This window comes from Mesorhizobium sp. WSM4904 (assembly GCF_029674545.1).
In the GTDB taxonomy this organism is placed as follows: domain Bacteria; phylum Pseudomonadota; class Alphaproteobacteria; order Rhizobiales; family Rhizobiaceae; genus Mesorhizobium.
In genome coordinates, this window is the sequence record NZ_CP121354.1 from 3,530,446 (window position 1) to 3,556,634 (window position 26,189).

Consider the following 26,189-nt stretch of genomic DNA (forward strand, 5'->3'; position numbering starts at 1 on the left):
TCCGTAAGGCCGAGCGTGCCATAACTTCGATGGCTCGTAGTGCCGCGGGGATTTATGCGTTTTCACAAGGCGGAATCCGCATTTTTCGTCTTTATTTTCGTGATCCTGGCCGCCGGCCTGGTGACTTTCCACGGCTATGGCCAATTGCAGGACATTGCGACCGATCTCGACACCGCATCGCGTCTCCATAGGATCATCTATCTCAACAAACTGCTGTTCGTGACCGGCGCGCTGCTCGCCGCCGCCTTGTTCTTCGGGACCTTTTTCATCTATCCGCTGATCCGCGGCCAGGTGCGGGAAGAGGGCAAGCTGCGCGCCATGACGGTTTCGCTGAGCGCCCGCTCACAGACGCTCGAGCAGGCGGCGCTCACCGACGGCCTGACCGGCATGCAGAACCGCCGCTATTTCGACGACGCGCTGCGGGAATATCTCGACGAGTTCGGCCGCATCGATAAGCCAGTGGGCTTGATGATCCTCGACCTCGATCATTTCAAGCAGGTCAACGACACGCATGGTCACGATGTCGGCGATGAGGTGCTGAGGGCCGTCGCGCAATGCGTGCGAGGCATGACGCGCTATCACGACGTGGTGGCGCGGCTTGGCGGCGAGGAGTTTGCCGTGGTCACGCCCAACATGGATGCGGAGCTGCTCGCCCGATTCGCCGAGCGCATCCGCAAGGCGATCGCCAACCTGTCGATCCTGTCGGGCAATGTGCGGCTGAAGGTCACCACCAGCGTCGGTCTTGCCGTCTGGGATCGCAGGGAGAGCGCGGAGGACTTCTACCGCCGCGCGGACCGCCAGCTCTACGAGGCGAAGAAGCAGGGCCGCAATCGCGTCTGCGCCTGAAATTCCGTCACTAAATTCGTGATGCCGGCCGCCTGAAGCCGCTTTCTGCGCTTCCGGCCTTCGCCGGCCGAAGCACTCATGAGTGGTGCTGCAGGTAAGGCTATGGCCGGCGTAGGCCGGTTCTCGAAAGCGACATCAGTCGACTCAGCCTGACGAATTTCCTGACGGAATTTGCCAATCCCAGTCGACGAAGCAGAGCCTTGGTAAGTCGTGTCAGTTGACGGGAGGACGCAAGTTCAATCGTTCTGCTGGCGCATGCCGAAGGTCGAGGGCTTCAGGCCGTAGCGCAGGTCGAAATCGTCGTCCGGCTGGACGCGCGGCGCGGCGGGCTTTCGATAATCTGGATCACCGGCCTGGCGGCCCGAGTCCACCGCCTCGGCGAAGGCCATGGCCTGCTGCGGTTTCGGTACGTTGCGCAGCCGCTCGACGATCCCGGCGAGGTCGACGTCGTCGCCGGCTTCCGCCGGCAGGGTCTGCTCGCGCTTCGCCGTTCCCGGAATGAATTCCCGCGACAGTTTTTCGAATTTGAGCCGCATTGTCGTCGCCACGCCTTCGCCGAAGGCGATCGCCTCGCGCTGACCCATCGAAGACAGGAAGGCGAGCGTCGAGGCAGAGGAATCGGCGATCGCCGACCGGATGATCGCCTGGTCCTGCTCGTTGGCGAGCCGCATGGCGAAGAAGGTCGAGCATTGCGACAGGATCGTCGGATCGAGCTCGCCTGGGCGCTGGGTCACGACGCCCAGGTAGCAGCCATATTTGCGACCTTCCTTGGCGATGCGCGACAGAGCGTGCCTGGTCGGCGCGAAGCCGAGGCGCGGATCGGCCGGCATGTAGCGATGCGCCTCTTCGCACAACAAAAGCAGCCGCAGCCGCCCCTCGCTCCAGAGCGCAAGATCGAAGGCGAGGCGCGCCAGCACCGAGCAGACGGAATTGACGACCTCGGACGGCATGCCCGCCATCTCGAAGCAGGTCACCGGACGACCGTGGTTTGGCACGCGGAAGATGTTGCCGATCGTCTCGTGGATGGTGTCCTCGATCAGCCGCGAATTGAACATGAAGCGGTAGCGCGGGTCGGCAGCGGCCGATTCGATGCGCGTCCTCAATGACTTCAGTGTCGGACGGTCGTTCTTGCTTTCAAGCAGACCCATGCGCTCGTCGATCTGCTTGAGGAGGTCGGCGATGCGGTAAGGCACCGGCGTGTCCGCCGTCAGGGCGTCGCTGCCGCGCCTGATATAGGAGCCGGAGCTCGGATTGCGGTAGAGGTTCTTGGCGGCCGGGATGAGGTCGCGCAGGACGTCGACTTCCTCCGGAACGGTCTCGCGCCCGCGAAACAGGACCTCGGCGAATTCCTCCAGCCTGAACATCCAGAACGGCAGGTCGAGCGTCTTGGAATCGACCTTCACGCAATATTCCGGAAGCGAGGCGGCAAACTCGTTGTGCGGGTCGAGTATCAGCACGCGCAGGTCCGGCCGCGCCTCGATCGACTTGCGCAACAGCAGCGAGACGGCCGTGGATTTGCCGACGCCGGTCGTGCCGACAACGGCGAAATGGCGCGCCAGCGTGTCGTCGATGGCGATGTTGGCATCGATCGCCTCGTCCTGGGACAGCGTGCCGATGGTGATCGAGTGCCGGCCGGCGAGATCGTAGACGGCCTGCAGGTCGCGACTGCGGATACGGTGGGCAATAGCGCCGATATGCGGATAGGTGGTGATGCCGCGGTCGAAGACCGGCTTGGCGCCAGGCTCGGCGCCGTCGCGCACCTCGCCGATCAGCTCGATGCTGACTTCGATGGCATTCTGACCCTCGTTGCTCCAGACGCGGTCTGACTTGCCGATCGCATAGACGAGGCCGACGGTGCGCGTCGAACCAAGGTTGATGGAAATCATCTTGCCGACGGTCCACAGGCCGGTCACCGTGCCCTCGGCATCCTCGGCATAGGCGCTGATGGTGGCGCGCGCTCCGTCGCACTGCACGACATTGCCCAGAATACGCTTGTCGTTCTGTTGGGCGTTGCGGCGCTCCTGCGAGGTCGGCTCCCCGACGGAGCCTTCGCGTTCAACAAACATCGGTGACCTGTCCCATTCCCCTCAACGTCAAACCTATCCCAATCGGGGTTAAGGGCGCGTGAGGTCGGATGGTGTAGGGCCTGTTAAGGTGGCGGCAAAAATTCGATCGAATAGGCCCTTCCGTCACGCTTGCATTTCGATATATTGGATGAATGGATGATATATCGAACAACATCACATCCACGATCGGCAGGCGGATACGCTCCGAGCGTGATTTACGAGGCTGGTCGCTGACCGAACTGGCCGAGCGCTCGGGTGTTTCCAAGGCGATGCTGAGCGCCATGGAGCGCGGCATGACAAGCCCGACCGCGGCGCTCCTGGTGCGCATCGCTTCGGCTCTCGGCATGACGCTCTCGACTTTGATCGCCCGAGCCGAAATGCAGGGCGGCGGTGTGTCCCGCAAGGACGAGCAACAGGTCTGGCAGGACCCTGCCACCGGCTATGTCAGACGGCACCTGTCGCCGGCATCGCAAATGCCGCTCGAACTGATCCGGGTCAGTCTGCCGGCAGGCGCCAAGGTCAACTTCCCGGCGGCCTCCTATGCCTTCATCAAGCAGCAGATCTGGCTTATCGGCGGCCGCCTGGACTTCACCGAAGGCGATGTCGTGCACCAACTCGAGCCGGGTGACTGCCTGGCGCTGGGCGCGCCGTCGGATTGCACGTTCCATGCTCCCGGGCCGGAAGGCGCCGAGTATCTGGTGGCGCTGGTCAGGGGCTGACCGCATGGCACGCCGGCCGAAGCGCTCGCACAATGGCGGGCCGCCTCTCGACGATTACGAAGGCCCGCCCTGGGGCAAGGGCGACGCCTACATCTTCCTGGCCTGGCGCGCCGCTCACGACACGGCCTGGAAGGCGCCGAGCCAGACCGTCATGCTGATGCGGCTGGAAAGGGCCGAGCGGCTGGGCCTGACCTATGAGGAATACACCCTCGAGATCCTGGAGCGCGGACGGCACCTCAGCGAGGACGACGCCGAGCGCATCGCGGAAATCCGCCGCGCGCGCCGCCGAAGACGGACCAGTCATTTCGGATGAGCGCGACCCGACACTACCCGGAGAGCACCGACATGAATTCCTTCGAAATCAGGGCGTTGGATGATGACGCAAAAACCAGGGGGCTGCTGGCCGCCCTGCTGATCGAGACGGTGGCCGCCGGCGGATCGGTGAGCTTCATGCATCCGCTGTCGACCGATGCGGCCCATGAGTTCTGGCGCAAATCGCTGGATGCGGCGGCGCGCGGAGAAAGAGCGGTGCTGGGCGCATGGGACGGCGGGACGCTTGTCGGCACCGTCACGCTGCTTCTCGACTGCCCGCCCAACCAGCCGCACCGCGCCGAGATCGCCAAGCTGATGACCGGTCGCGACCATCGCGGCAGAGGTGTCGCGACCCGCCTGATGCGGGCCGCCGAGGAACTGGCCGTGAAGAAGGGACGCACCTTGCTGGTGCTCGACACAGCAAGCGAAGAGGGCGCGGCAGGTCTTTACGAGAAGCTCGGCTTCACGCTGACCGGCGAGATTCCGGACTATGCGCTCAAGCCGCATGGCGGGCTCACCGGCACGCTCATCTACTGGAAACGGACAGGGCGTTCGTAAGGCAATTGGCCGTCGGAGGAACGCTGAGCCAAGGCGAGAGGCCTGGTAGCTGATGGCGCGAGCCGTAGCTGAGTTTGACAGGAAGGCGCGGCGCAGGCCGACGCCTTCCTGCACCAAGGGGCGCTAGCTCTTGTGATAGACCTCCTGCAGCCCATAGACGGGCGTCGGCATGCCGACCTGCCGGGCTTTCAGCTGCAGCGACAGATATTGCGAGTAGTGGCGGGACTGGTGCAGATTGCCACCATGGAACCACAGCGCTTCCTGCTGCGTCGGCTTCCACATGTTGCGCTGCTCGCCTTCCCACGGACCAGGATCCTTGGTGGTGTTGGAGCCGAGACCCCAGACCTTGCCGACGTTGTCCGCCACTTCCTGCGAGATGAGGTCCGCCGCCCATCCGTTCATCGAGCCGTAGCCGGTGGCATAGATCACGAGGTCGGCCGGCAGTTCGGTGCCGTCGACGAATTTGACGCCGGTTTCCGTGAGTTCTTGCACCGCCGCGCCTGGGCCGCTCTTCAGCTTGATCGAGCCGTCGATGACGAGATCGCAGGCGCCGACATCGATATAGTAGCCGGAGCCGCGGCGCAGATACTTCATGAATAGGCCCGAGCCATCGTCGCCCCAGTCGAGCATGAAGCCGGCTTTTTCCAGATCCTCGTAGAACTTGGCGTCGCGCTCCTTCATCTGCTGGTAAAGCGGAATCTGGAACTCGTGCAGGATGCGGTAGGGCAGGGAGGCGAAGATCATGTCCGCCTTTCGCGTCGTCATGCCGTTCTCGACCGCCTGCTCCGAGTAGAGCGCGCCGAGACCGATATCCATCAGCGTGTCGGATTTGACGATGTGCGTGGACGAGCGCTGCACCATGGTCACGTCCGCGCCTGCTTCCCACAGCGCCGCGCAGATGTCGTGTGCGGAGTTGTTCGAGCCGATGACGACGACCTTCTTGCCGACATATTTGTCCGGACCGGGATGCGTCGAGGAATGCTGCTGCTCGCCTTTGAAGATGTCCTGGCCTTTGTATTTCGGCCAATTCGCCTTGCCGGACATGCCCGTCGCCAGCACCAGCTGCTTCGGCTTCAGCTCGATTTCCTTGCCGTCGCGTTCGACGACAACGGTCCATTCCTTGGTCTTCTCGTCATATCTCGCGGATTTCGCGGTGGTGGAGTTCCAGTAGTTCAGCTCCATCACCTTGGTGTACATCTCCAGCCAGTCGCCGATCTTGTCCTTCGGCGCGAAGACCGGCCAGTTCTTCGGAAAGTCGATATAGGGCAGGTGATCGTACCAGACCGGGTCGTGCAGGCAGAGCGACTTGTAGCGCTTGCGCCAGGAATCGCCCGGACGCTCGTTCTTCTCGACGATGATGGCCGGAACGCCGAGCTGCTTCAGCCTGGCGCCAAGAGCAATCCCGCCCTGGCCGCCACCGACGATGACGACATAGGGCTGCCGGGTGTGACCGAGTTCGGCGATCTCGTCGTCGCGCTCCTCTCGCCATGTCTTGCGGCCCTTGCCGTGGCCGTGCTTGGCGCCGAGCGGGCGGGTGAAGCCGGCCTTCTCCTCATGGCCTTTCAGCTCGGCGATGGTGGTCAGCAGCGTCCAGATCAGGTCGCCTTTGAAGCGCACGAGACCAAAGCCGCGCGCGGCGCCGGTCTCGAAGGTGATCCAGGCGGTGGTGATGCCGCCGTCCTCGGTCGCTTCCTCGCCCTCGGCCACCGTCCAGCCGGTCGGCCTGGTGTTGCTGAGCGTCGCCTGCAGCATGTCGCGGATCTGGTCGCGGCCCTCCATCGTCTTCAGGTTCCAGGTGAACGCGACGAGATCGCGCCAGTAGCAGTCTTCCTGGAAGCAATTGACGGCAGTATCGATGTCGCCGGCTTCCAGCGCCTTGCCGAATTTATCGAGCAGCGCCTGCGCCTTGGTGGTGGGTGTCCTCTCGAGCATGTGTTCTCCTCCGCTTGCTAGAGTCCGGAAATGAACTGCAAATGACGTGCCAGCCGCAATGCCAAACGAGAAATTATAATGCGATCAATCAGTTAGAATGACCCCTTGGGTATCTCACCTGTTGCGCTGGTGCTGCACGCGCCACAGCGCGCCACAGGCATCGCAACACTGGAGCGGTTCACCGTTTCACGGAAATGCAGAACCGCTCTATCTCTTTCGTCTTCACGCAAATTCCGGGCGGAAGACCGCTTCACACTTTTCCTGGAATTGCTCTAGTTCGGCGCTTCCAGCCGCAGTCGCTTCATGCGGCGATGCACGGTGGTGCGATCGACGCCGAGGCGCCGCGCGGCCTCGGAAATGTTCCAGCCCGTCGCCGCCAGGACGTCCAGCAGCGCCGTGCGCTCTTCGTCAGGCGAGGGGACACGCAGCGCGACCAGGGGAGCAACCGGAGCCGACGACGCCAAGTGGGGCATTGCGAAGTCGGGCAGGTCAGCGGGCTGGATCGTGCCGTCGTCGCAAAGCGCCACCGCCAGATCGATGGCGTTGACGAGCTCGCGTATATTGCCGGGCCAGGCATGACGGATCAGCGCCAGCCGCGCCGCCGGCGACAGCTTCGCCGCCCGACCGGCAAGGCGTGCGCGTTCGCTGACCAGCCGGTCCAACAGCCATTCGAAATCGGTGCGCTCGCGCAGCGCCGGCAAGGTCAGCGAAGCGGCGTTCAGCCGATAGAACAGGTCCTCGCGGAAACGGCCCTCGGCGACCAGCTTGCGCAGGTCATGATGCGAGGCCGAGATGACCTTGATATCCACGGATCGCGGCTCAATGCCGCCGACCGGGATCAATTCGCGCTCGGCGATGACCCTCAAGAGCCGCGATTGCAGCGCGTAGGGCATGTCGCCGATCTCGTCGAGGAACAGCGTGCCGCCGTCTGCACTCTCGATCAGCCCCTTGCGCCCCTTGGCCGCGGCCCCGGTGAAGGCGCCCGCCGTGTGGCCGAAAAGTTCGCTCTCGATCAGATGCTCGGGGATGGCCGCGCAATTTATGGCCACGAACGGGCCCGTGCGTTCCGAGCTGTCATGGATCGCGCGGGCGAGAACCTCCTTGCCGGAGCCGGTCTCGCCATGGATCAGGGTCGGAATTGATGTTCGCGCCAGCTTGGCGGCTTTGAGCTGCATAGCCGCCATTGCCGGGTCGCCGCCCGAAAGCTCCGCGATCGGCTTCGGCAGCAGTTCGACGGGAACGCGGCGTCCGGTCGGCGGCTGCGGTTCGATGGCGTGCGCGAAGAGGGCGCCGCCGTTTCGGCCGAACACAAGCCGCTCCTCGGTCGGGCGGCCGCGCGTCAGGCTCGGCAGATCGTCGATGCCCATGTCGAGATAGCGCGAGATCGGCTGGCCGATCGGGGAGGGCGAATGCCTCCAGTCGACGCCGCCGGCCTGCGCCAAAAGCAGTGCTGCGCCACGCGTCGTGCCGAGGATGCGGCCCGATGCGTCGAGCGCGATCGCCGCCTCCGGATCGACGTCGAGGAATTCGGGCGAGCGCGAAAAGCGCAACACCCATTCGGAATGCATCTGCGCCATCAGATTGGCGAGCTCGATGCGGCGAGCGGAAGCCGTCACCAGGTGCAGAGCGAGGTTCTGGCTGACCTTCGGCTGCGGCGAACGCAGCAGCGAAATGTCGAGCACGGCGGTCAGCTCGCCCTTGGTGTCGAAGATCGGCGCGGCGGTGCAGGAAAGCGGCGTGTGGGTGGTATCGAAATGGTCGGTCTGATGAATGGTCATCGCCTCGCCGGTAACGATGCAGGAGCCGACGCCGCAAGTTCCGGTGCGGCTCTCCGACCATTCGGAGCCGAGATAGAGCCCTGCCTTGCGCAGCTGGTCCATGAACAGCGGGTCGCCGAGGAAGTCGACGGTCACGCCCTTGGCGTCGGCCAGGAGCAGGACGTAGTTCTGGCCGGCCACCTGCTTGAACAACGTTTCAAGGCCGCTGCGGGCAATCGCAATCAGCCGCTCGGATTGCTCGCGGTGCTCGCGCAGCTGGGTGTCTGGAACGATATAGGCTTCGGTCGGCCGGGCGGGGTCGAGCCGGTGCTTGTCGACGCAGCGCAGCCAGGACTGCACCACGACGTCGTCGCGGCCCGACCGCGCGCCCGACAGGACCTGCTCGATCTCGCGAATATGCTCCCGTTCGCCAGCCATGCGTCCTCCTCGCAGCCAACGTCGCTTGCGGCCGCATAGTGGTGCCTCGGAGACACGCGCTCAACTGTACTATGGTAGCGCGCGACGGTGCCGATCTCCCCGGCCGCGAATTCGCGCGCTACCCCCATTGACGAGCCCGCGTTTTCGCCCTTATTGTCCGCGCCCATGAAAACAGCACTCATTCTCGTAGGCTGGCGCGTGGGCAAGGCGGTGTAACCGCCGGGCGAAAACCTCCCATGCGCATCCCACAGGCTCCCTCGGGGGCCTTTTTTATTGCCCAAAACCCAACTAAACGACCAGCAATCGCCAGATGGCGACCAGTACGGGACCAGACCGATGAGCAACGGACAGAACGAGCGGCGCGAAATGACGGGTGCCGAAATGGTGGTGCAGGCGCTGAAGGACAACGGCGTCAAGCATGTCTTCGGCTATCCGGGCGGCGCGGTCCTTCCGATCTATGACGAGATATTCCAGCAGGACGAGGTCGAGCACATCCTGGTCAGGCATGAGCAGGGGGCCGGCCATGCGGCCGAAGGCTACGCCCGCTCGACCGGCAAGGCCGGCGTGCTCCTGGTGACGTCCGGCCCCGGTGCGACCAATGCGGTGACGCCGTTGCAGGACGCGCTGATGGATTCCATTCCGCTGGTCTGTCTCACCGGCCAGGTGCCGACTTCGCTGATCGGCTCCGACGCCTTCCAGGAATGCGACACGGTCGGCATCACGCGGCCCTGCACCAAGCACAATTGGCTAGTGAAGGACGTCAACGATCTCGCCGCAACCATCCACGAAGCCTTCCATGTGGCGACCACCGGGCGTCCTGGTCCCGTCGTGGTCGATATTCCGAAGGACGTGCAGTTCGCCAAGGGCATCTACGTGCCGCCGCAGACGGCGCCGCGCACCAGCTACCAGCCGAAGGTCCAGGGTGACCTCGAGAAGGTGAAGGCCGCCGTCGAACTGATGGCCGCCGCCAAGAAGCCGATCATCTACAGTGGCGGCGGCGTCATCAATTCCGGTCCGGAAGCCAGCCATCTGCTGCGCGAGCTGGTCGACCTCACCGGCTTCCCGATCACCTCGACACTGATGGGGCTCGGCGCCTATCCGGCTTCCGGCAGGAACTGGGTCGGCATGCTGGGCATGCACGGCACCTACGAGGCCAACATGGCCATGCACGACTGCGACGTGATGGTCTGCATCGGCGCGCGTTTCGACGACCGCATCACCGGCCGGCTCAATGCCTTCTCGCCGAACTCGAAGAAGATCCATATCGACATCGATCCGTCCTCGATCAACAAGAACGTTCATGCGGACGTGCCGATCCTGGGCGATGTCGGCCGGGTGCTGGAGGATCTGGTGCGGCTGTGGCGGGCGACCGCCAAGGCCGACAAGAAGGCGCTCTATCCGTGGTGGGAGCAGATCGCGAAATGGCGCGCGCGGGACTCGCTCGCCTATAAGATGAACAGCGACGTGATCATGCCGCAATATGCGATCCAGCGGCTCTATGCGCTGACCAAGGATATGGACACCTACATCACCACCGAGGTCGGCCAGCACCAGATGTGGGCGGCACAGCACTATCATTTCGACAAGCCGAACCGCTGGATGACCTCGGGCGGGCTGGGCACGATGGGCTACGGTTTGCCGGCGGCGCTCGGCGTGCAGATCGCGCACCCGGATGCGCTGGTCATCGATATCGCCGGCGACGCTTCGGTGCAGATGACGATGCAGGAGATGAGCTCGGCTGTGCAGTATGAGGCGCCGATCAAGATCTTCATCCTCAACAACCAGTATATGGGCATGGTGCGCCAGTGGCAGCAGCTGCTGCACGGCAACCGTCTGTCGCATTCCTACACCGAGGCGATGCCGGATTTCGTCAAGCTGGCGGAAGCCTATGGCGGCCATGGCATCCGCTGCGACAAGCCGGACGAGCTGGACGATGCGATCCGCGAGATGATCTCGGTGAAGAAGCCGGTGCTCTTCGACTGCCGCGTGGCGACTTTGGCCAACTGCTTCCCGATGATCCCGTCGGGCAAGGCGCACAACGAGATGCTCCTGCCCGACGAGGCGACCGACGAAGCGGTGGCCAACGCCATCGACGCCAAGGGCAGGGAACTGGTGTAGCCGCGAGCTAACGTCGCGGCTGGAAGGCCGTGTGGAAACAGAGTGTTAGATCCAAAAGATTGAAGTCGAGATTCACGTCATGAACGCACAGCTCCAGCCGACGGGCTCCGCCTATTTCATCGCCAAGGAAACCGAGAAGCCGGAAACGCACACGCTTTCCGTGCTGGTCGACAACGAACCGGGCGTGCTTGCCCGGGTCATCGGCCTTTTCTCGGGGCGCGGCTACAACATCGAAAGCCTGACCGTCTCGGAGACAGAACACGAGAAGCATCTGTCGCGCATCACCATCGTGACGCGCGGCACGCCGCATGTGCTTGAGCAGATCAAGCATCAGCTCGAGCGCATCGTGCCGGTGCATCGCGTGGTCGACCTTACCGTTCGCTCGCACGAGCTCGGCCAGGAGCGGCCGCTGGAGCGCGAGCTTGCCTTGGTCAAGGTCGCCGGAACGGGCGACGCCCGCGTCGAGGCGCTGAGGCTGGCGGATGCCTTCCGGGCCAGCGTCATCGACGCCAACACCGAGCATTTCATCTTCGAGATCACCGGCAAGGGCTCGAAGCTTGATCAGTTCATCGCCATCATGAAGCCGCTCGGCCTGGTCGAAATCTGCCGCACCGGCGTGGCGGCGATGAACCGCGGCCCGCAGGGCATGTGAGCGCGCCGGCAACTCTCCGCTCGCACTGCTTCAACCTCTCTGGTCCGGCAGTCGCCCATCCGTGGCTTTTGCGCGTCCGCTAAAAAAGGACAATAAGACTGACATATCCAGGGAGGATATGATGTCCCTCAACGCGTTCCTTGCTCTGTTGGTCTACGCCTTCGTGACTTCGATCACGCCGGGACCGAACAACCTCATGCTGCTCGCCTCTGGCGTCAATTTCGGCATCGTCAGAACCGTTCCGCACATGCTGGGCATCAGCATCGGCTTTCTGGTGCTGCTGCTGGCCGTCGGTTTCGGGCTCGGCGCGGTGCTGACGGCGGTTCCCGCGCTGCACACGGCGCTGAAAATCGCGGGCGCCGCCTACCTGCTCTACCTCGCCTGGAAGATCGCCATGTCACGCTCGATGAGCGACAAAAAAGGGGCGGAGGCGCGGCCGATGCGCTTCATCGACGCCGCGGCGTTCCAGTGGGTCAATCCCAAGGCGTGGGTGATGGCGATCACCGCCATGGCCGTCTACACCGATGCGGACCACCCGTTCGTCTCGGTGGCGCTGATCGCGGTCGCGTTCACCATCGTCAATCTGCCAAGCGTGTCCGTGTGGGCCGGATTCGGCACTGCGCTGCGCGGCTTCCTGTCGAATCCCGTGCGGCTGAAATGGTTCAACATCGCCATGGGTCTGCTCTTGGCGGCAACGCTCTGGCCGATGCTGCGCTGAGCACATTCGCAGGCCGGTGAAAGGGTCCGCCACGGCACATTAGCCGGCTGCACAGCGATTGTGCAGTGCACATTAAATCTTCGTAATGCCGCGTTTTGGCCCTTTTCCGCCAAAGCCTTGTCCTATCTATTCGGCGAAAATCGCGGCGAGGCGCCGTGAAACGAGCTAGAATGGACCACCGAGATCGGCGTGTCGGGTAGAGGGCTCATTGTCGATGCGCGGAAAAATCGCCACTACCGTCGTTGCGCTGGCCTGTCTTGCAGGTGCCGGCCTTTATCTTTCGCCTGCCACGATGGGCAAGGTCCGGCAGCTGATCTCGGGCCAGCAGGCCGACGCAGCCAGCGCAGACAAGACGGCCAAGGCATCGGGCGACCAGAAGGGCGGGGGTGGTCCGCGTTCGGCCTCGATCGTTTCGGCAACCGCGACGACCGCCGATTTTCCGATCCGCCGCTACGCCATCGGATTCGTCTCCTCACCGTCGGTGGTCAGCGTGAACGCCCGTGTCTCCAGCCAGATCGTGTCGATCGCAGTGAAGGACGGGCAAATGGTCAAGGCCGGCGACCTCCTCTTCGCGCTCGATGATCGCGCGCTGAAGGCGCAGCTTGCCAAGGACCAGGCGACGCTCGCCAAGGACCAGGCGCTGTTGGTGAGCGCCCAGGCCGATCTGCAGCGCGCCAAGGATCTCGTCGCCAGGCAGGCCGGCACGCAGCAGACCTACGATCAGGCGCTAGCAGCGCAGAAGTCCGCGGCCGCGACCATAGACGCCGACAAGGCGACGATCGATTTCGATACGGTCCAGCTCAGCTATGCGACGATCACAGCGCCGATCGCCGGCAGGCTCGGCGCCGTCAATGTCGCAGTCGGCGATCTGGTCACCACCAGCAACGGCAACTCAAGCAGCACGACGCCGCTCGTCACCATCACGCAGATGGACCCGCTGCAGGTGAATTTCACGCTGCCGGAAGGCGACCTTGCCTTGTTGCACAAGGAGTTGGCGAACCCGCAGCAAGGGGACGTGACGCTGACCAAGGACGGCAATCCGACGCCGATCGGCAAGGGCACGCTCGACTTCGTCGATTCCAGCGTCGACACCGCCTCCGGCACCATCGCCACGCGGGCGAGCATACCGAACTCCGATCTTTCGCTTTGGCCGGGCCAATATGTGAACGTCGTGCTCGACGCCGGCACGATGCCGCAGATGACCTCGGTGCCGACGGTCGCGGTGCAGCCCAGTCAGAAGGGCTCCTTCGTCTATGTCGTCAAGCCCGACAACACAGTCGAGATGCGGCCGGTGCAAGTGGCGCTGACGGAAGGCGAAAACAGCGCCATCAGCCAGGGGCTGAAGAGCGGTGAGAAAGTCGTCGTCGAAGGTCAGACCAGGCTGAAGGACGGCGCCGCCGTCCACGAAGGCAAGACCGCCGGCAACGGCGCCGATCAAGCCACTCCCAAGGTCGCGGAAGCCGACAAGGCGAGTGGTGCTGACAAGGCGGGCGGGGCGCGGCCATGATCTCCGAATTCTGCATACGCAGACCCGTCGCCACGCTGCTGATGTCGTTCGCCCTCGTGCTGGGCGGTATCTTTGCCTACAAGTTCCTGCCGGTCGCGGCGCTGCCGAGCGCCGAATTTCCGGTGGTCAACGTCTCGGCCCAGCTGCCCGGCGCTTCGCCGGAGACGATGGCGACGTCCGTTGCGACGCCGCTCATCAAACAGTTCTCCACGATCGCCGGCATCGATTCGATCTCGACCACCAACTCGCTCGGCCAGACCTCGATCGCCATTCAGTTCGTGCTCAACCGCAACATCGACGCGGCGGCCGCGGATGTGCAGGCGGCGATCGCGCGCACGCAAAGATCGCTGCCGCCGGAAATGACCGCGCCGCCGAGCTATCGCAAGGTCAATCCGGCCGACGCGCCGATCCTGCTGATGTCGCTGGTCAGCGACACGGTCCCGCTGACCGATCTCGACGCCTTCGCCGAAAACGTCATCTCGCCGTCGCTGTCGACCATCGACGGCGTGGCGCAGGTCTCGATCTTCGGCCAGCAGAAATATGCGGTGCGCATCCAGATCGATCCGACCGCGCTTGCCGCGCGCGGCATCTCGATCGATCAGCTGCAGGCGGCTATCGCGTCGGCCAACAGCAACACACCGCTCGGCGTGCTGCAGAACAACAAGCAGCAGCTCACCATCACCGCCAACACCCAACTCGACAACGCCGCCGGGTTCTCCGACCTGATCATCGCCACCAAGAACGGCCACCCGGTGCGGCTGGGCGAGGTGACCCGCGTCGTCAATTCGGTGCAGACCACGACCACCGCAAGCTGGTACGATGGTACCCGCGCGATCATCATGGCCGTGCAGCGCCAGCCCGACGCCAACACCGTCGACGTCGTCGACAAGGTCAAGGCGATGCTGCCGTCCTTCCAGGACCAGATGCCGGCCGCCGCCAGCATCAAGCTGCTCAACGATCGTTCGACCTCGATCCGCCAGGCTGTCGACGACGTGCAGTTCACACTGCTTTTGACCGTCGCCCTGGTGGTGATGGTGATATTCGTCTTCCTGCGCCGGCTGACCGCGACGATCATCCCGGCCGTGGCCGTGCCGATCTCGCTGATCGCCACGCTGGGCGCGATGTTCCTGTTCGGCTTCTCGATCGACAACATCTCGCTGATGGGTCTCACGCTCGCCGTCGGCCTCGTCGTGGACGATGCCATCGTCATGCTCGAAAACATCTTCCGTCACATGGAAGACGATGGGCTGTCGGCCTTCGACGCTTCGCTGAAGGGAGCGCGCGAGATCGGCTTCACCATCATCTCGATCTCGATCTCGCTGGTGGCGGTGTTCATCCCCGTGCTTCTGATGGGCGGCGTCATCGGCCGCATCTTCAATGAATTCGCGGTCGTGGTGACGGTCGCCATCCTGGCGTCGATGTTCGTGTCGCTGACGCTGACGCCGATGCTGTGCTCGCGGCTGCTGTCGGTGACCAAAGCCGACCGCGAGGCGCATGGTGAAGGCCACGGCCGTGACCTCTTCACGCGCGGCTACGACTGGCTGCTCAGCTTCTGCCTGCGGCACACCTTCTTCGTGTTCCTCGTCTTCATCGGCACGGCGGCGGCGTCGGTCTGGCTGATCCAAGCCTCGCCGAAGGGCTTCTTCCCGCAGGAGGACATCGGCCAGATTTCGGTGACGACGATGGCCCGGCAGGACATTTCCTTCGACGCCATGGTGAAGCTGCAGGGCCAGGTGGCGAATGTCTTCGCGCATTCGCCTTACGTGGCGCATGTGGCCTGGTCGGCCGGCAGCGGCAACAACGCGCTGAACCAGGGCCAGCTCTATGTGCAGCTGAAGGACAAGGACCAGAGGCCCAATATCGAGAAGGTGCTCTCGGACTTGCGGCGGCAACTGGCCGGCGTCGCCGGCATCGAGACCTATATGCAGCCGGTTCAGAATCTCCGGCTGGGTTCGCGCTCTTCCGCCAGCGCCTACCAGCTCGTGGTTCAGGGCCTCGATACCGGCCAGACCGATATCTGGGCGCAGAAGCTCAACGATGCGATGGCGGCGGACCACACGACATTCACCGACGTCACCAGCGATCTGCAGAACAACGCCCTGCAGGCGACGCTGGTGGTCGACCGCGACAAGGCCGCCCAGCTCGGCGTCGACACCAGCACGCTGCGATCAGCCCTCTATGGCGGTTTCGGTACCGATCAGGTTTCAACCATTTTCGGTTCGGCCGACAGCTATGAGGTGATCACAGAGCTCGATCCGAACATCGAGTGGTCGCCAGAGCGCATGCTGGCCATCCAGGTGAGGACGGCGAGCGGCAGCCTGGTGCCGCTCGGCGCCTTCGCCCATGTCGATCGCACGGCAGGCGCGCTGACTGTCAACCAGCTCGGCCAGCTGCCGGCGGTGACGATCTCCTACAACCTGCCGCAGGGCGTGTCGCTCGGCGACACAGTGACCCGCATCGACCAGCTGAAAGAGCAGATCGGCATGCCGAAGGCGATCTCGACCAGCTTCGCCGGCACGGCAAAGACTTTCCAGGATTCGCTCGCCAATCAGGGCCTGCTGATCGGCGGCGCGATCCTGACGATCTATATCGTACTCGGCATGCTCTATGAGAGCTTCATCCATCCGCTCACCATCCTCACCGGCCTGCCGTCGGCGGTGCTTGGCGCGGTGCTGGCTCTGCGCTTCGCCGGCATGGACCTGTCGGTCATCGCGGTGATCGGCATCCTGATGCTGATAGGCATCGTCAAGAAGAACGGCATCATGATGGTCGACGTGGCGCTGGAACTCAGACGGCAAGGCATGTCGGCCACGGATTCCATCCACAGGGCATGCCTGATGCGTTTCCGGCCGATCATGATGACGACGCTGGCCGCCTTGATGGGCACGTTCCCGATCGCGCTCGGCACCGGCGCCAGCGCCGAGCTGCGCCAGCCGCTCGGCATCGCCGTCGTCGGCGGCCTGCTCGCCTCGCAGGCGCTCACGCTGTTCGTCACGCCGGTGATCTACGTCTATTTCGAAAACTTCTCCGGCTGGCTGCTCGGCTTCTCGTCGAAGAAGAGCCGGCCGGCGCTGCACGCGGTCGAGCCTGTCGAGCAGCGTTCGCTGTTCGACTCCGACGAAGAAGCCGAGCCGAAAAAGGTGGCTGCAGAGTAGGCCACCGCTTCTGGCCCAAGGCGTGGTGCTTGCGGCGGCTTGTCGGCGATCCTAGTCTGGTGCCATGTCCCATGATCACGACCACGACAACGAGCTCGACCCGTTCGCGGCGCGCGTGCGCGCGCTCGAGACGATCCTGACCCAGAAAGGCCTGATCGACCCGGCGGCCATCGACGTCATCGTCGATACCTACGAGACGAAGATCGGCCCGCGCAACGGCGCAAGGGTGGTGGCCAAGGCCTGGAGCGATCCCGCCTATGCCGAATGGCTGAAGCGCGACGCGACGGCGGCGATCGAATCGCTCTCCTATAGCGGCCGCCAGGGTGAGCACATGCAGGCCGTTTTCAACACCGAGGAGACGCACAACCTCGTCGTCTGCACGCTCTGCTCCTGCTACCCGTGGTCGGTGCTCGGCCTGCCGCCGGTCTGGTACAAGGCGCCGCCTTACCGCTCGCGAGCCGTCATCGATCCGCGCAGCGTGTTGGAGGAGTTCGGGCTGACGCTGCCCAAGGATAAGAAGATCCGCGTCTGGGATTCGACCGCCGAGCTGCGCTATCTGGTGGTGCCGATGCGCCCTGAAGGCACCGAGAGCTGGAGCGAGGAACAGCTTGCCGGGCTGGTCAGCCGCGACGCGATGATCGGCACGGCACTCGCCAAAGAGCCGGGATGAGGGAGGAGCCGGCATGAACGGGCCGCAGGATCTCGGCGGGCAGATGGGGTTCGGACCGGTCGCGCCCGAAAAGGACGAGCCCTATTTCCACGCCGAATGGGAAAAGCGCGCGCTCGGCGTGACGCTCACCGCCGGCGCCATGGGCGCCTGGAACATAGACGAGAGCCGGCATGCGCGGGAATCGCTGCATCCGGCCGACTATTACGCCTCGAGCTACTACCAGATCTGGATCAAGGCGCTGGAGACGCTCTTGAAGCGTCACGGCTTTGTTAGCGAGGGCGACCTCGCGGCCGGCAAGGGGGTCGATCCGGCCGCGACGCCCAAGCGCGTGCTGAAGGCGGCGGACGTGCCGGCGGTGCTCGCCAAGGGCGGGCCGTGCGACCGACCGGTCGCCGCGCCGGCGCGATTCCGAGCAGGCGATCGCGTGCGGACGAAGAATTTCAACCCCACCGGGCATACGCGCCTGCCGCGCTACGCGCGCGGCAAGAACGGAACGGTCGAGGCGGTGCGCGACGGCTTCGTGTTCCCCGACAGCAATGCGCATGGCATGGGCGAGAACCCGCAATGGGTCTATACGGTGGCTTTCGACGGCGCGGAGATCTGGGGCGAGGGCGCCGATCCGACTTTGATCGTCTCCATCGATGCCTGGGAGAGCTATCTTGAGCCGGCCTAAGAGCGAACGGCCGACGGTTTTCGACGATCCGGTGTTTGCGGAGCCATGGCAGGCGGAAGCTTTCGCCATGACGGTCGCGCTGCACGACAAGGGCCTGTTTTCGTGGAGCGAGTGGGCGGATGCATTGTCGGCCGAGGTGAAGAAACCGGACGCCGCAAGCGACGGCCACGACTATTACGAGCACTGGCTGGCGGCGCTGGAAAAGCTGCTGTCGTCAAAAGGCATCGCCGGCAAGGGCGAGGTCGACGAACTCGCCGCCGCCTGGGAACGCGCCGCACACGCCACCCCGCACGGCAAGCCGATCCTGCTGGAAAACGATCCGGGGCCTAGCAGGTAGCATGGACTCCAACAGGCTTGTTCCCTTTACGTTCTTGTTTGCTGCTGATAGCGTGCCGGGCCGGTAGCAAATGAGATCATCGCCGGCGATACTGGTGATGGGACGTCCAATCTTGTATTTCGCTCGCGAATCCGGTCTGTCGGGCTGATGGAATTCTCTCCCCAACAGGACGAGGCTCTGAAGGCGGTCGGGCGCTGGCTGAAGGACGGCCGGCCGCAGGTCTTTCGCCTGTTCGGCTATGCCGGCACCGGCAAGACGACGCTGGCGCGCTATTTCGCCGAGCATGTCGACGGGCAGGTGCAGTTCGCCGCCTTCACCGGCAAGGCTGCCCAGGTGCTGCGCTCCAAGGGTGCGATCAACGCGCGCACCATCCACTCGCTGATCTACCGGCCGAGGGGCGAGGAATCGGTCGAGGACGAAGTGACCGGCAAGACCTCGATCTCGCCGACCTTCGCGCTCAACCGGCAAAGTCCGATCGCGCGCGCCAAGCTGGTCGTCATCGACGAGTGCTCGATGGTCGACGAGCAGCTTGGCCGCGACCTGATGAGCTTCGGCACGCCGATCCTCGTTCTGGGCGACCCCGCGCAGCTGCCGCCGATCTCGGGCGGCGGCTTCTTCACCGAGCACGAGCCGGATGTGCTGCTCACCGAAATCCATCGCCAGGCACGCGACAATCCGATCATCCGGCTGGCGCTCGACGTGCGCGAGGGCCGCGAGTTCATGCATGGCGACTATGGCACTGCGCAGGTGATCGGCAGAGAAGGCGTCAACCAGGAGCTCGTGCTGAAGGCGGACCAGGTGCTGGTCGGCACCAACCGCACGCGGCGCCGCTATAACCAGCGGCTGCGCGAGCTGAAGGGTTTCAATGCCGACTATCCGCAGGCCGGCGACAAGCTGGTGTGTCTGCGCAACGATCCGGCCAAGGGGCTGCTCAACGGCTCGCTGTGGAAGGTGATGACCTCGTCGCGCGAGACGGTGAAGCCCGGCATCAACCTGCTGGTCTCGCCGGAGGAGGACGATCCCGACCGCGGCGTCGCCAAGATCAAGCTTTTGAAGGCGGCGTTCGAGGATCCGGACGCCGAAATCCCCTGGCAGCAGAAGAAGCGCTTCGATGATTTCGACTACGGCTATGCGCTGACGGTGCACAAGGCGCAGGGCTCGCAATGGAACGACGTCGTGCTGTTCGACGAGAGCTGGGCGTTCAAGGAGACAAGGCAGCGCTGGCTCTATACGGCGATCACCCGCGCGGCCGAGCGGCTGACAATCGTGCGATGACGTGGCTGGTCACGCCGACCTGGCGCCGAGCCACTGCCACGCCGACGGCTCGTCGTCGCTGTCGAAGTGCCTGAATTCGAAAGGCAAGGTCCTCGGGAAAAAGGCCTGGACATAGGATGCCCAAGCCGGATCGCCGATCGCGGCGCAGCGCACCACATGTTCGAGCACATGGGCCGCGCCCTGCCGGAGGGTCTCCTGCGATATGCTGGTCCAGTCGATGCTTCCGTGATCGGTCAGCCGCACCAGCACGTCGATCCTCGGATGCAGCGCATAGGCCGCTTCCAGCAGGCCGAACAGATTTTCGGCGTCGGCCGGCGAAACATCCCCGACCACGTCGATGGCGAAAAGTGCGTCTCGGTTGGTGTCGATGCGGCGTATCGCCGGCACAGCATCGAGGGAATTCACTGGCAAATCCTTGCGTTGGCCACCATCTCGTCCTCTGGAACACCGGAAACCCTCTATCTGTTCCCTGCAAAGGCGCTATAGATGCGCGCCAGCACAGCGGTTCAGTGTTTGACAAGATCGCCGAGCCGCTCTGAGTATTTGTTCAACTGGACGCCGGATCATGCCCGCAAAGCTTTCAGTCAACCTCAACGCCGTCGCCATGCTGCGCAACCGTCGCGATCTGCCGTGGCCGAGCGTTACCGGAATTGGCCGCATCGCGCTTGCCGCCGGCGCGCATGGACTGACTGTCCATCCGCGTCCCGACGAGCGGCATACCAGGCATTCCGACCTGCCGGAAATCAGGGCGCTGATCGACGATGAGTTCCCCAAGGCGGAATTCAACATCGAAGGCTATCCGACCGAGGATTTCCTGGCGCTTGTCGAGAAGAACCAGCCGGAACAGGTGACGCTGGTGCCGGACGATCCGGCGCAGGCGACGTCGGACCATGGCTGGAATTTCGTCGCCCAGGCCGCGTTCCTGACGCCGATCGTCAAGCGGCTGAAGAAGGGCGGGTTTCGCGTGTCGCTGTTTTCCGACGCCGATCCGGCCGGCGTGAATGCCGCGCGCGATACCGGCGCCGACAGGATAGAGCTCTATACCGGGCCCTATGGCGGTTACCATTCCGATACCGCCAAGGCGGCCAAGGAGTTGGAAAGACTGGGAAAGACCGCGGATGCGGCCCATGCGGCGGGGCTTGAGGTCAATGCCGGCCACGACCTGACCGTGAACAACCTGCCAGCGCTCGCCAAGCGTATCCCGGCATTGGCCGAAGTATCGATTGGACATGGGTTGACAGCGGATGCGCTGGAGTATGGCATGGCCGGCACGGTTGGGCGGTTCTTGAAGGCCTGCGGATGGTAGGGCGAGGAAGCCTTGCGTAGTCCCGGCGATTGTCGCGGCTCCAGCGTGTTGCGTGGCCTTCGAGTACCGCGAATCCGATAAAGTGGGGTCAATGGTGCTAGCCAACGCCAGCGGCGAGTCGGAAATCCTCGAACACTCGCACCATGCCGAAGCCGAACGGCAGCACAGCACCAAGGTGCTCATGCTCGGCGCGCTCGGCGTGGTCTATGGCGATATCGGCACCAGCCCGATCTACGCCTTTCGGGAGGCGCTTCATGCCTCGTCGGGGGCGGTTGCCCGTCACGACGTGCTTGGCGTGCTGTCGCTGATCGTGTGGGCGCTGACGATCATCGTCACGATCAAATATGTCGCCTTCGTGCTGAGGGCGGACAACAAGGGCGAGGGCGGCACGCTGTCGCTGATGTCGCTCGCGCGCAGCGCCTATCCACAGGGCTCACGCCTCATCCTGGCGATCGGCCTTTGCGGCGCGGCGTTGTTCTTCGGAGATTCGATCATTACCCCGGCCATTTCCGTGCTTTCCGCGGTCGAGGGCTTGGAGGTCGTGACACCGGCGCTCGATGCCTATGTCGTCCCGATCACGCTGGTGATCCTGGCGGTCCTTTTTGCCGTGCAACGTTTTGGAACAGGCAAAGTGGCGGCCGTCTTCGGCCCGGTGACGGCGACGTGGTTCCTGGCAATCGGCGTTGCCGGCCTCTATCACATCGTGGACGATCCCTCCGTTCTTCTGGCGGTCAATCCGTACTATGCGGTCTATTACCTGGCCACGACCCCGACGGGTGCTTTCGTCACCGTCGGCGCGGTTTTTCTGGCGGTCACCGGTGCCGAGGCGCTCTATGTCGACCTTGGCCATTTCGGCCGCAAGCCGATCGTGCTGGCGTGGTTCTCGGTGGTTTTCCCTTGCCTATTGCTGAACTATTTCGGGCAGGGCGCCTTCGTGCTCTCGCATGGCGGCAAGCCGACCAACCCGTTCTTCCAGATGCTTCCCGAATGGGCGCTGATGCCGATGGTCGGCCTGGCGACGGCAGCGACGGTCATCGCCAGCCAGGCGGTGATTTCCGGCGCGTTCTCGCTGACCAGGCAGGCCGTGCAGCTCAACCTCTTGCCGCGCATCGAGGTGCAGCACACCTCCGAGATGCAAAGCGGCCAGATCTACATGCCGAGGGTCAATCTCCTGGTCGCGCTCGGCGTGATGCTTCTGGTCGTCGGCTTCGGCAGCTCGAGCGCTCTGGCCTCCGCCTACGGCATCTCGGTGACCGGCGAGATGCTGATGACGACAGTCCTCTTGTTCGTGGTGATGCGCTGGCTCTGGAAATGGCAGCTGGCGGCTGCCGTGGTGCTGGCGCTGCTCTTCGGCGTCATCGATCTCGGCTTCTTCTCGGCCAATGTGGTCAAGATCGTCGAAGGCGGCTGGGTGTCGATCACGGTTGCCTCGATCATGGGGCTGATCATGTGGACCTGGATCCGTGGCAGCCGCTACCTGTTCGACAAAACGCGCCGCAACGAGATCCCGCTCGACTTCCTGGCGATAAATCTCCTGAAGAAGAAGCCGCAACTCGTGTCGGGCACCGCCGTGTTCCTGACCAGCGATCCGCTGAGCGCGCCGACCGCGCTGATGCACAGCCTCAAGCACTACAAGGTGCTGCACGAGAAAAACGTCATCCTTTCCGTGGTGACTGCGCCGCAGCCGGTGGTGCCGGACAGCGAGCGCGTGAAGCTGGAAACCGTCAACGAGCTGTTCATGCGGGTGTCGTTGACCTTCGGCTACATGGAGCAGCCGAACATCCCGCGCGCGCTGGCGATCTGCCGCAAGCAGGGCTGGAAGTTCGATATCATGACGACGTCCTTCTTCTTGTCGCGGCGTTCGCTGAAGGCCTCGCCCAACTCCGGCATGCCGGTCTGGCAGGACCGACTGTTCATCGGCCTAGCGCGCACGGCGGCGGATGCGACGGAGTATTTCCAGATCCCCACCGGGCGCGTGGTCGAGATCGGCACTCAGGTCGCGATCTGACCCTTCAAGCCGGCGCTTTGTGCAATAGATTTGAATGGACCGACGCAGGTGGAGCCCTGCATTGGTGGCATGGGAGCCCTAACGCCAGGGCACTTGATATTGCACCGCAGCAAGCGTAGAGCACCGCGCATTTTATCGGAGTATCGTCCATGGCCCTTGCCAATGGTGCTGAGGCGGAACCCGTCGACCAAACGGGGCATCCGGAAATAGAGCAACACAGCACCAAGGTGCTGATGCTGGGCGCGCTGGGCGTGGTCTACGGCGATATCGGAACCAGCCCGATCTACGCGTTCCGTGAGGCGTTGCACGCCTCGTCGGGTGGCGACGTCGCCAACCGGGCCGATATTCTCGGCGTGCTGTCGCTGATCATCTGGTCTCTCACCATCACGGTCACCATAAAATACATCATGTTCGTGCTGCGCGCCGACAACCGCGGCGAAGGCGGCGTGCTCTCGCTGATGGCGCTGGTGCGCGGCAGTTTCCCCACGCGCTCGGCGATCATCCTCGGCATCGGCATCATCGGGGCGTCGCTGTTCTTCGGCGACGCGGTGATCACGCCTGCGATCTCGGTGCTTTCGGCGGTCGAAGGCCTGGAGGTCGTGACGCCGGCCTTCCAGCCTTATGTCGTGCCGCTGACACTGCTCGTCCTCGCCATCCTGTTTGCCGTGCAGCGCTTCGGCACGGGTGGCGTCGGCCTGGTGTTCGGCCCGGTCACAGCGATATGGTTCCTGGCCATCGGGCTTTCCGGCATCAATCACATCGTCGACGACCCCGAGATCCTGTGGGCTATCAGCCCGCATTACATTGTCGCCTTCCTGATCAATTCGCCCGATGTGTCCTTCGTGACCATCGGCGCAGTGTTTCTGGCGGTGACCGGCGCCGAGGCGCTTTATGCCGATCTTGGCCATTTCGGCCGCAAGCCGATCGTGCTGGCGTGGCTGGCGATCGTGTTTCCGTGCCTGCTCTTGAACTATGCCGGGCAGGGAGCCTTTGTGCTCGCCAAGGGCGGCACGGTCGGCCATCCGTTCTTCGAAATGAACGAGGGCTGGGCGCTCATCCCCATGGTGGCGCTGGCGACGGCGGCGACGGTGATCGCCAGCCAGGCAGTGATTTCCGGCGCCTATTCGCTGACCAGGCAGGCGGTGCAGCTCAACATGCTGCCGCGTCTCGAGATACTGCATACGTCGGAGAAACAGTCCGGCCAGATCTACATGCCGCGCGTCAACATGCTGCTGGCGCTCGTGGTGATGCTGCTGGTGGTCGGCTTTGGCGCGTCCAGCAGACTTGCCTCGGCCTACGGCATCTCGGTGACCGGCAACATGCTGGTGACGACGACGCTGCTCTTCGTCGTGATGACGCGCATCTGGAAGTGGAACATCTGGCCGGCGGTCGCGCTGACGGCAATGTTCGCGCTCATCGACATCGGTTTCTTCGCCTCCAACATCGTCAAGGTCTTCGAGGGCGGCTGGTCTTCTCTGGCCGTTGCCTTTGCCATCATCCTCGGCATGTGGACCTGGGTGCGCGGCAGCCGTTATCTCTTCGACAAGACCCGCCGCAACGAGATCCCGCTCGACTTCCTGGCGGCGAACCTTTTGAAGAAGAAGCCGCAACTGGTATCGGGCACGGCCGTGTTCCTGACCAGCGATCCGCTGAGCGCGCCGACCGCGCTGATGCATAGCCTGAAGCACTACAAGGTGCTGCACGAACAGAACGTCATCCTTTCGGTGGTGACGGCGCCGCAGCCGGTGGTGCCCGATAGCGAGCGGGTGAAGATGGAGACGGTAAACGAGCTGTTCATGCGGGTGACACTGACCTTCGGCTACATGGAGCAGCCGAACATCCCGCGCGCGCTGGCGATCTGCCGCAAGCAGGGCTGGAAGTTCGACATCATGACGACGTCCTTCTTCCTGTCCCGCCGCTCGCTGAAGGCTTCGCCCAATTCCGGCATGCCGATATGGCAGGACAGGCTGTTCATCGGTCTTGCGAAGACGGCGGCGGATGCGACAGAGTATTTCCAGATTCCCACGGGACGCGTCGTCGAGATCGGCACGCAGGTCGCCATTTGAGGGCCTGCAAGGCATAGAGTGACCGGAGGCGGGTATGAGCGGCGAATTGGTGCTCGTCACCGGCGGGTCCGGCTTCCTCGGCGCTCACTGCATTCTGGCGCTTTTGCAGGCAGGCTACCGGGTTCGCACCACCGTCCGCTCCGCCAGGCGCGAAGCCGATGTTCTCGCGATGCTGAAAGTGGGCGGCGCCGAGCCCGGTGACGCGCTTTCCTTCGCCCATGCCGATCTCATAACTGACGCAGGCTGGCCGGAAGCGGTCGCCGGCTGCGACCATATCCTTCACGTGGCTTCGCCTTTCCCGCCCGGCGTGCCCAAGCACGAAGACGAGCTGATCGTTCCGGCGCGTGAAGGAGCGCTGCGCGTGCTGCGGGCCGCGCGCGACGCGAAGGTGAAACGGGTGGTGCTCACCTCGTCCTTCGCCGCCATTGGCTACGGCCAGACGCCAGTTCACGGCCGCCCGTTCACGGAAGAGAACTGGACCAATCTTTCGGAGCAGGTGAGCGCCTATGTGAAGTCGAAGACGCTTGCCGAGCGGGCTGCCTGGGACTTTGTTGGCCGCGAAGGCGGCGCATCGGAGCTGGCCGTCGTCAATCCGGTCGGGATTTTCGGGCCGGTCCTGGGCCCGGACCATTCGACCTCGACCGACTTCATAAGACGCCTGATGGATGACGAGATGCCGGGTCTGCCGCGCATGGTGTTCGGCGTCGTCGACGTGCGGGACGTGGCGGATTTGCATCTCCGAGCCATGACCAATCCTGCTGCCAAGGGCCAGCGGTTCCTGGCCATCAGCGGCGATTTCATGACGACGCTGGAAATCGCGCAGGCGCTGAAAGCGCGACTGGGCAATGCGGCGGCGCGCGTTACCACGCGAGTGCTGCCCGACTGGCTGGTGAGGTTTGTCGGGCTGTTCGACGGGCAGGCGGCCCAGATCGTGACGGAACTCGGCAAGGCGAAGAATGCCACGGGCACGAAGGCGATGCGTATGCTCGGCTGGGCGCCGCGATCGCGCGAAGACGCGCTCGTCGCGACCGGCGAAAGCCTGATCCGGCTCGGGTTGCTCAAAAGAGCGAAATAGC

Annotated in this window: 21 protein-coding genes; 17 read left to right on the top strand and 4 right to left on the bottom strand. The window is 63.9% G+C overall.

Annotated elements, in window-relative coordinates; all coding sequences use genetic code 11:
• Window positions 1–54 precede the first annotated feature (54 nt).
• Window positions 55–846, top strand: a complete 792-nt coding sequence (locus QAZ47_RS16815) for a GGDEF domain-containing protein (RefSeq protein ID WP_278201852.1) — start codon at window positions 55–57, stop codon at window positions 844–846.
• A 236-nt stretch (window positions 847–1,082) separates the two neighbouring features.
• Here the strand turns inward: QAZ47_RS16815 and QAZ47_RS16820 are convergent, their stop codons facing one another.
• Entirely contained in the window at window positions 1,083–2,912 is a 1,830-nt protein-coding gene (locus QAZ47_RS16820; RefSeq protein ID WP_278201853.1) for an ATP-binding protein, read from the bottom strand.
• Window positions 2,913–3,064: 152 nt separating this feature from the next.
• Between QAZ47_RS16820 and QAZ47_RS16825 the strand changes: the two genes are divergently transcribed.
• Genes QAZ47_RS16825 through QAZ47_RS16835 form a run of 3 tightly spaced genes read left to right on the top strand, consistent with a single transcriptional unit; the run spans window position 3,065 to window position 4,501 of the window.
• A complete protein-coding gene (locus QAZ47_RS16825; protein WP_278201854.1) occupies window positions 3,065–3,631 on the top strand; it encodes an XRE family transcriptional regulator in 567 nt (188 codons plus the stop codon).
• Window positions 3,632–3,635: 4 nt separating this feature from the next.
• Window positions 3,636–3,944: a hypothetical protein gene (locus QAZ47_RS16830; protein WP_278201855.1), complete on the top strand. Its 309-nt coding sequence runs from the start codon at window positions 3,636–3,638 to the stop codon at window positions 3,942–3,944.
• 32 nt (window positions 3,945–3,976) lie between these two features.
• Complete coding sequence (locus QAZ47_RS16835) at window positions 3,977–4,501, top strand: GNAT family N-acetyltransferase (protein ID WP_278201856.1); 525 nt, start codon at window positions 3,977–3,979, stop codon at window positions 4,499–4,501.
• 123 nt (window positions 4,502–4,624) lie between these two features.
• Here QAZ47_RS16835 and QAZ47_RS16840 read toward each other — a convergent pair whose 3' ends face one another.
• Together QAZ47_RS16840 and QAZ47_RS16845 are read right to left on the bottom strand one after the other, a co-directional pair.
• Entirely contained in the window at window positions 4,625–6,433 is a 1,809-nt protein-coding gene (locus QAZ47_RS16840) for an NAD(P)/FAD-dependent oxidoreductase (protein WP_278230099.1), read from the bottom strand.
• Between the two features lie 272 nt (window positions 6,434–6,705).
• Entirely contained in the window at window positions 6,706–8,628 is a 1,923-nt protein-coding gene (locus tag QAZ47_RS16845; protein WP_278230100.1) for a sigma-54-dependent Fis family transcriptional regulator, read from the bottom strand.
• Window positions 8,629–8,964: 336 nt separating this feature from the next.
• On the opposite strand from QAZ47_RS16845, the gene QAZ47_RS16850 reads away from it, so the two are divergent.
• The 9 genes from QAZ47_RS16850 to QAZ47_RS16890 all read left to right on the top strand — a co-directional run bounded on the left by QAZ47_RS16850 (window position 8,965) and on the right by QAZ47_RS16890 (window position 19,733).
• The gene (locus tag QAZ47_RS16850) at window positions 8,965–10,746 is read left to right on the top strand and encodes an acetolactate synthase 3 large subunit (RefSeq protein ID WP_278230101.1); all 1,782 of its coding nucleotides are present in this window, start codon (window positions 8,965–8,967) and stop codon (window positions 10,744–10,746) included.
• Window positions 10,747–10,825: 79 nt separating this feature from the next.
• Complete coding sequence (gene ilvN / locus QAZ47_RS16855) at window positions 10,826–11,398, top strand: acetolactate synthase small subunit (protein ID WP_059185300.1); 573 nt, start codon at window positions 10,826–10,828, stop codon at window positions 11,396–11,398.
• A gap of 121 nt (window positions 11,399–11,519) precedes the next feature.
• A complete protein-coding gene (locus tag QAZ47_RS16860) occupies window positions 11,520–12,116 on the top strand; it encodes a LysE family translocator (RefSeq protein WP_278230102.1) in 597 nt (198 codons plus the stop codon).
• Between the two features lie 214 nt (window positions 12,117–12,330).
• On the top strand, window positions 12,331–13,623 hold the full coding sequence (locus QAZ47_RS16865) for an efflux RND transporter periplasmic adaptor subunit (RefSeq protein WP_278230103.1): 1,293 nt from the start codon (window positions 12,331–12,333) through the stop codon (window positions 13,621–13,623).
• Window positions 13,620–16,778 carry an efflux RND transporter permease subunit gene (locus tag QAZ47_RS16870; RefSeq protein WP_278230104.1) on the top strand — a complete coding sequence of 1,053 codons (3,159 nt, stop codon included), beginning with the start codon at window positions 13,620–13,622 and terminating at the stop codon, window positions 16,776–16,778. The genes QAZ47_RS16865 and QAZ47_RS16870 overlap by 4 nt, the downstream gene beginning before the upstream one ends.
• Window positions 16,779–16,842: 64 nt before the next feature.
• The gene (gene nthA / locus QAZ47_RS16875; RefSeq protein WP_278230105.1) at window positions 16,843–17,448 is read left to right on the top strand and encodes a nitrile hydratase subunit alpha; all 606 of its coding nucleotides are present in this window, start codon (window positions 16,843–16,845) and stop codon (window positions 17,446–17,448) included.
• 13 nt (window positions 17,449–17,461) lie between these two features.
• The gene (nthB, locus tag QAZ47_RS16880) at window positions 17,462–18,121 is read left to right on the top strand and encodes a nitrile hydratase subunit beta (RefSeq protein ID WP_278230106.1); all 660 of its coding nucleotides are present in this window, start codon (window positions 17,462–17,464) and stop codon (window positions 18,119–18,121) included.
• On the top strand, window positions 18,090–18,458 hold the full coding sequence (locus QAZ47_RS16885; RefSeq protein ID WP_278230107.1) for a nitrile hydratase accessory protein: 369 nt from the start codon (window positions 18,090–18,092) through the stop codon (window positions 18,456–18,458). The genes nthB and QAZ47_RS16885 overlap by 32 nt, the downstream gene beginning before the upstream one ends.
• A gap of 147 nt (window positions 18,459–18,605) precedes the next feature.
• Window positions 18,606–19,733 (top strand): ATP-dependent RecD-like DNA helicase, encoded by a 1,128-nt coding sequence (locus tag QAZ47_RS16890; RefSeq protein ID WP_278201866.1) that lies wholly within the window; start codon window positions 18,606–18,608, stop codon window positions 19,731–19,733.
• 9 nt (window positions 19,734–19,742) lie between these two features.
• On the opposite strand, the gene QAZ47_RS16895 is transcribed toward QAZ47_RS16890, so the two are convergent.
• Entirely contained in the window at window positions 19,743–20,138 is a 396-nt protein-coding gene (locus QAZ47_RS16895; RefSeq protein WP_278230108.1) for an STAS/SEC14 domain-containing protein, read from the bottom strand.
• A gap of 160 nt (window positions 20,139–20,298) precedes the next feature.
• Between QAZ47_RS16895 and QAZ47_RS16900 the strand changes: the two genes are divergently transcribed.
• From QAZ47_RS16900 to QAZ47_RS16915, 4 genes are all read left to right on the top strand, one after another.
• Complete coding sequence (locus tag QAZ47_RS16900; protein ID WP_278230109.1) at window positions 20,299–21,039, top strand: pyridoxine 5'-phosphate synthase; 741 nt, start codon at window positions 20,299–20,301, stop codon at window positions 21,037–21,039.
• 91 nt (window positions 21,040–21,130) lie between these two features.
• The gene (locus QAZ47_RS16905; RefSeq protein WP_278201869.1) at window positions 21,131–23,047 is read left to right on the top strand and encodes a potassium transporter Kup; all 1,917 of its coding nucleotides are present in this window, start codon (window positions 21,131–21,133) and stop codon (window positions 23,045–23,047) included.
• 149 nt (window positions 23,048–23,196) lie between these two features.
• Entirely contained in the window at window positions 23,197–25,113 is a 1,917-nt protein-coding gene (locus QAZ47_RS16910) for a potassium transporter Kup (RefSeq protein ID WP_278072816.1), read from the top strand.
• Window positions 25,114–25,147: 34 nt separating this feature from the next.
• Window positions 25,148–26,188: an aldehyde reductase gene (locus tag QAZ47_RS16915; RefSeq protein ID WP_278230110.1), complete on the top strand. Its 1,041-nt coding sequence runs from the start codon at window positions 25,148–25,150 to the stop codon at window positions 26,186–26,188.
• Window position 26,189 lies beyond the last annotated feature (1 nt).

Bases quoted from the DNA above. Each gene is read 5' to 3' on its own strand.
- QAZ47_RS16815 (WP_278201852.1), top strand. From the start codon at position 55: ATGCGTTTTCACAAGGCGGAATCCGCATTTTTCGTCTTTATTTTCGTG.
- QAZ47_RS16820 (WP_278201853.1), bottom strand. From the start codon at position 2,912: ATGTTTGTTGAACGCGAAGGCTCCGTCGGGGAGCCGACCTCGCAGGAG.
- QAZ47_RS16825 (WP_278201854.1), top strand. From the start codon at position 3,065: ATGGATGATATATCGAACAACATCACATCCACGATCGGCAGGCGGATA.
- QAZ47_RS16830 (WP_278201855.1), top strand. From the start codon at position 3,636: ATGGCACGCCGGCCGAAGCGCTCGCACAATGGCGGGCCGCCTCTCGAC.
- QAZ47_RS16835 (WP_278201856.1), top strand. From the start codon at position 3,977: ATGAATTCCTTCGAAATCAGGGCGTTGGATGATGACGCAAAAACCAGG.
- QAZ47_RS16840 (WP_278230099.1), bottom strand. From the start codon at position 6,433: ATGCTCGAGAGGACACCCACCACCAAGGCGCAGGCGCTGCTCGATAAA.
- QAZ47_RS16845 (WP_278230100.1), bottom strand. From the start codon at position 8,628: ATGGCTGGCGAACGGGAGCATATTCGCGAGATCGAGCAGGTCCTGTCG.
- QAZ47_RS16850 (WP_278230101.1), top strand. From the start codon at position 8,965: ATGAGCAACGGACAGAACGAGCGGCGCGAAATGACGGGTGCCGAAATG.
- ilvN (WP_059185300.1), top strand. From the start codon at position 10,826: ATGAACGCACAGCTCCAGCCGACGGGCTCCGCCTATTTCATCGCCAAG.
- QAZ47_RS16860 (WP_278230102.1), top strand. From the start codon at position 11,520: ATGTCCCTCAACGCGTTCCTTGCTCTGTTGGTCTACGCCTTCGTGACT.
- QAZ47_RS16865 (WP_278230103.1), top strand. From the start codon at position 12,331: ATGCGCGGAAAAATCGCCACTACCGTCGTTGCGCTGGCCTGTCTTGCA.
- QAZ47_RS16870 (WP_278230104.1), top strand. From the start codon at position 13,620: ATGATCTCCGAATTCTGCATACGCAGACCCGTCGCCACGCTGCTGATG.
- nthA (WP_278230105.1), top strand. From the start codon at position 16,843: ATGTCCCATGATCACGACCACGACAACGAGCTCGACCCGTTCGCGGCG.
- nthB (WP_278230106.1), top strand. From the start codon at position 17,462: ATGAACGGGCCGCAGGATCTCGGCGGGCAGATGGGGTTCGGACCGGTC.
- QAZ47_RS16885 (WP_278230107.1), top strand. From the start codon at position 18,090: ATGCCTGGGAGAGCTATCTTGAGCCGGCCTAAGAGCGAACGGCCGACG.
- QAZ47_RS16890 (WP_278201866.1), top strand. From the start codon at position 18,606: ATGGAATTCTCTCCCCAACAGGACGAGGCTCTGAAGGCGGTCGGGCGC.
- QAZ47_RS16900 (WP_278230109.1), top strand. From the start codon at position 20,299: ATGCCCGCAAAGCTTTCAGTCAACCTCAACGCCGTCGCCATGCTGCGC.
- QAZ47_RS16905 (WP_278201869.1), top strand. From the start codon at position 21,131: ATGGTGCTAGCCAACGCCAGCGGCGAGTCGGAAATCCTCGAACACTCG.
- QAZ47_RS16910 (WP_278072816.1), top strand. From the start codon at position 23,197: ATGGCCCTTGCCAATGGTGCTGAGGCGGAACCCGTCGACCAAACGGGG.
- QAZ47_RS16915 (WP_278230110.1), top strand. From the start codon at position 25,148: ATGAGCGGCGAATTGGTGCTCGTCACCGGCGGGTCCGGCTTCCTCGGC.